At 64.5% G+C, this 3,815-nt stretch carries 7 protein-coding genes; all 7 read left to right on the forward strand.

Annotated features, from left to right (window positions below; translation table 11 throughout):
- On the forward strand, window positions 1-720 hold a 720-nt coding region (locus JJ869_RS22585; protein WP_292271059.1), incomplete at its 5' end, for a major capsid protein.
- A gap of 336 nt (window positions 721-1,056) precedes the next feature.
- A complete protein-coding gene (locus JJ869_RS22590) occupies window positions 1,057-1,470 on the forward strand; it encodes a hypothetical protein (RefSeq protein WP_292271060.1) in 414 nt (137 codons plus the stop codon).
- A complete protein-coding gene (locus JJ869_RS22595) occupies window positions 1,467-2,261 on the forward strand; it encodes a hypothetical protein (RefSeq protein WP_292271061.1) in 795 nt (264 codons plus the stop codon). Before JJ869_RS22590 ends, JJ869_RS22595 begins: the two co-directional genes overlap by 4 nt.
- Entirely contained in the window at window positions 2,261-2,773 is a 513-nt protein-coding gene (locus JJ869_RS22600) for a phage baseplate assembly protein V (RefSeq protein WP_292271064.1), read from the forward strand. Before JJ869_RS22595 ends, JJ869_RS22600 begins: the two co-directional genes overlap by 1 nt.
- A gap of 11 nt (window positions 2,774-2,784) precedes the next feature.
- Window positions 2,785-3,084, forward strand: coding sequence for a PaaR repeat-containing protein (locus tag JJ869_RS22605; protein WP_292271065.1), 300 nt, complete (start codon window positions 2,785-2,787; stop codon window positions 3,082-3,084).
- A gap of 90 nt (window positions 3,085-3,174) precedes the next feature.
- A complete protein-coding gene (locus tag JJ869_RS22610) occupies window positions 3,175-3,423 on the forward strand; it encodes a hypothetical protein (protein ID WP_292271066.1) in 249 nt (82 codons plus the stop codon).
- Between the two features lie 15 nt (window positions 3,424-3,438).
- On the forward strand, window positions 3,439-3,815 hold a 377-nt coding region (locus tag JJ869_RS22615; RefSeq protein ID WP_292271068.1), incomplete at its 3' end, for a GPW/gp25 family protein.

Consider the following 3,815-nt stretch of genomic DNA (forward strand, 5'->3'; position numbering starts at 1 on the left):
GGTCAGGAAGTCGCCGTAGAACGGCTGCAGCAGAAGATCGCCGACCGCGCTGCAGAGGCCAGCCAGTTCTTCGCGCTGACCGAGGAATACCACCGGCTCAACATCCTCAAGACCGGCCAGCTGCTCGACGCGGACGGCTCCGTCCTTTTTGACTACTTCACCGAGTTCGGCGAAAGCCAGCAGGCGGTGGTGGACTTTGACCTCGACAATGCGGGTGCCACCGACGGCGCGCTGCGCAAGAAATGCGCCGGGGTGATCCGCCAGATGGCCGCCATTCTGGACGGTCTGCCCTATACCGGGATCATGGCCCTGTGCGGGGATGCCTTCTTCGATGACCTGATCGCCCACCCGGAAGTGCGCGAGACCTACAAGGGCTATGCCGACGCGGCGAGCTTGCGCAACGCGTATATCAATTCGGGATCGTCCGGCATCTACGGCGCCTTCGAGTTCGGCGGCATCACCTGGATGAACTATCGCGGTGGCCAGAATGTCGGCATCGAGACCGACAAGTGCCACCTTGTGCCCATGGGTGTCCCCGGCCTCTTCCGCACGGTCTATGCCCCGGCCGATTACATCGAGACGGTGAATACCCCGGGCCAGCGCCTCTACGGCAAGCAATGGGAGATGCAGAACGGCAAGGGTGTGAACCTCGAGTTCCAGATGAACGCGCTGCAATACTGTACCCGCCCCCGGGTGCTGATCCCGGGCAAGCGGACGTGATGTCAGATAGTTCTGACACTTGCCGCAGCGCGGCACATGATGCCACGTCAAGGTTATTCACCCTTGACACCCAAAGGTTACAAAAGGACGCTTTTGATTGCGGGCCTACCGCACTGATAAAATGCAGCGCAAAATCAATGCGTTATGAATTGCCTGTTTTTTAGGCATTTCGATGAAAGGCATCGAATAACGGGGCCTTAGCCTGCATCGTACCGCCGACTCCACAGAGTTATCCCCAGATTCTGTGAGTGCAATAGCGCTTGCCTTACACCGCGATGCGGTGGCGGGCGGCGACTCAGGGTGCGGTTCGGGATTTGGGGACGGAAAGGACCGAGAATGACTCTCTTCGACGATCTGGACGCGCAGGTCTCCGGGACGATTGACGCGGCCTTTGGGGAGGTCGCTGTCCTGCGACCGCGCGTTTCATCGCAATATGCCGAACGCGCAGAGGATCCGTCCCGCCAGGTTGCCACCGTGACGGGTGTGTTCTCAGCGGGGCCCGCGGATGCCCCTCTCAAGGGCAGCACTGCGGGGGCTGCGTTTTCTGGCGGCACGCGGGTTGTATCGCAGAGTGCGGAGTTCTGGCTCTCAACAAAGACGGTTCAGTCCCTTGTGACCCGCCCCCAAAAGGGCGACGCGCTGACCCTGACCGGGCGCGTGGGGGCACCGGTCTATTCTGTTTCGCAAGTTCACCCGTCGGACATGGGGGACCTGACCCTTATCCTGGTTCTGGAGGACGAGACGCCATGAGCCTGACACGCCTCGCCATGCGCCTTGCGGCGGCGCGCGCCTTGCGGGACAAGACACTGGCGGGCGCGCGGGTGTTCGACAGCGCGGTGGACCCGATTGACCAGACGATCGCCGCGCAGCGTTTGCCCCTGCTGGTCCTCACGACGGACGAGCACGAGCTCGACGTGACCGGGCGCGACCTCGGCAGCGGCACGCATCGCTGTGATCTGGTGATCGAGCTTGCCATTGCCTCGCGCGTCGAGGTGCCGGCCGAGGACGAAGACGGCGGCGCTCTTACCATCGCCATCCCGCATACCGATGAGGGGATGGAGCTGACGCTGGACCTGATGGAGCATCAGGTGGTCTCGGCGCTGACGCGGGATGACGGGGCGTGGTCCCGAGCGTGGATGATGCTGGTGCCGCGGATCACACGGCAGGTGTCGCGACGCGGCGCCTCCGCTGAGAACGGTGTACGCTTTGCGGCGCGTCAGCTGACGCTGAGCTGCGATCTGATCGACGCTCCCGTCCCCGGCGCTGCACTCCCTGCGGCCGGGGCATGGTCGAAGGTGCTGACGCTCATGGAAGCAGACGCGGCGATGGCCGGCATTGCATCGCTGATCCGGGCAGAGATCGAGGGCACGCTTGTCCCCGAATGGCGTCGCGCAGCGCATGCACTGGGTGTTCCGCTCGAGGTCTCGGACGGCATTGGGCTTGGCGCGGGGGACGCGCCTTCGGTGGACCCGGTGGAATTTATCATGGGCGCGATCAGCACCGGCGCCGGCGTGGTCACCGTGACCGAGGACGCGCCCTGATGGCGGTGCGCGAATTGGTCGAGTTGGTCTCCCGGGTGGCCGAGCTGGAGCGGCGGTTTGCGGGTGTCCTGCGCCACGGCACGGTGGCGGAGGTGGATCCCGAACGTCAGCGCGTCCGGCTGGACCTTGGCCCGGCCCACGGGGCTGAGGGACGGTTCCTGTCGCCTTGGGTGCCCTATGCGCAATTCTCGGGGGCGCTGCGTGTGCACACCCCACCCACGGTGGGGCAACAGCTCACAGCGATGTCGCCCAGCGGGGATTTCCAGCAGGCGGTGGCGCTGCCTCTGACGCATCACAGCGGCAATCCGAGCCCGTCCATAGCGGGCGACGAGAATGTCGTGACCTATGGCAATGTCCGCATGACGCTGGCGGATGATCTGGTCCGCGTCGATGTGGGCGGCACGCTGTTCGAGCTGAGCTCGGCGAAGGTCACGCTCTCCACGGGCGGCAGCAGCATCGAGATGACCGACGCAGGCGTGAAGATCACAGGCGCGCGCATCGATCTCAACTGACGGAGGCGCAGATGCCAGCAGTGGCGCGGATCGGGGACCCGTTTGCAACGGGCCACCCCTGCGACGGGGCAAGCACGATTGCCGGGGGCAGCGGAAACGTCTTTGCCAACGGCATTGGTGTGTCGCGGCGGGGCGACCCTTCGGCATCACACACGCGCCTGGTCGGCAAACTGTGCCTCCCGCACACGGTCTCCATCGCTGGCGGCAGCGCCACGGTGTTCGTCAATTCAATGTCAATTGCCCGGGTCGGTGACGCCATCGACGCAGGCGCCATCACCGGCGGATCGCCGGACGTGTTTGCAGGTGGATGACAGGTCACGGGGAGTGGGTTGGTAGCCACAAGCGTAAAACGACAACGACAACGACAACGAGACATCAAACCAGAGAGGAACAACACTCACATGCCACGTTACGCAATCACCCAGACAGCCGGGCGTTTCGTCGCCGGGACCAACAATACCGGCGTCGGCACGGTGCTGACCCTGACGGAAAAGCAGGCCGAACACGAGGTTCGGCTCGGCACGCTACGGCCGCTGGACGGCGCGAACCCGGAGCCCAAGGTGGTGACTGAACCGTCCTCGGCGCTGCCGATCGAGGACGAGCCCGACAAAGCCCCGCCACAAACCCCCACGAAGGACGCAAAGAAGTAAACCGGACGCCAACCAATGGACCCGACCTACAACAGCCCCTCGGTTGGCCTGAACGCGGCCACAGGGGGCACGCTCATGGGCTGGCCGCATGTGGTGCAGTGCCTGCAGGACATCTTCACGACGCGGTTTGGCGCGCGCGTCATGCGCGAATGGTACGGCTCGTTTGTGCCCACGCTGCTCGGGCGGCAGATCAACAGGTCGGAGGTGCCACTGTTTCTTGCGGCCTTCACCTCGGCGATCGAGCAATGGGAGCCCCGGTTCAAGGTGACGGAGATTGGGCTGAAGGATGTCACCCGGGACGGGGTTGTGCGCCTGTCGATCTCTGGTGAGTACCGCCCCCGGGCCCTGCTGGGCGATCCCACCTCCGCCGGTTTGCGCAGCCTGGTCATTGA

This window comes from Marivita sp. (assembly GCF_017643905.1).
Taxonomy (GTDB): domain Bacteria; phylum Pseudomonadota; class Alphaproteobacteria; order Rhodobacterales; family Rhodobacteraceae; genus Marivita.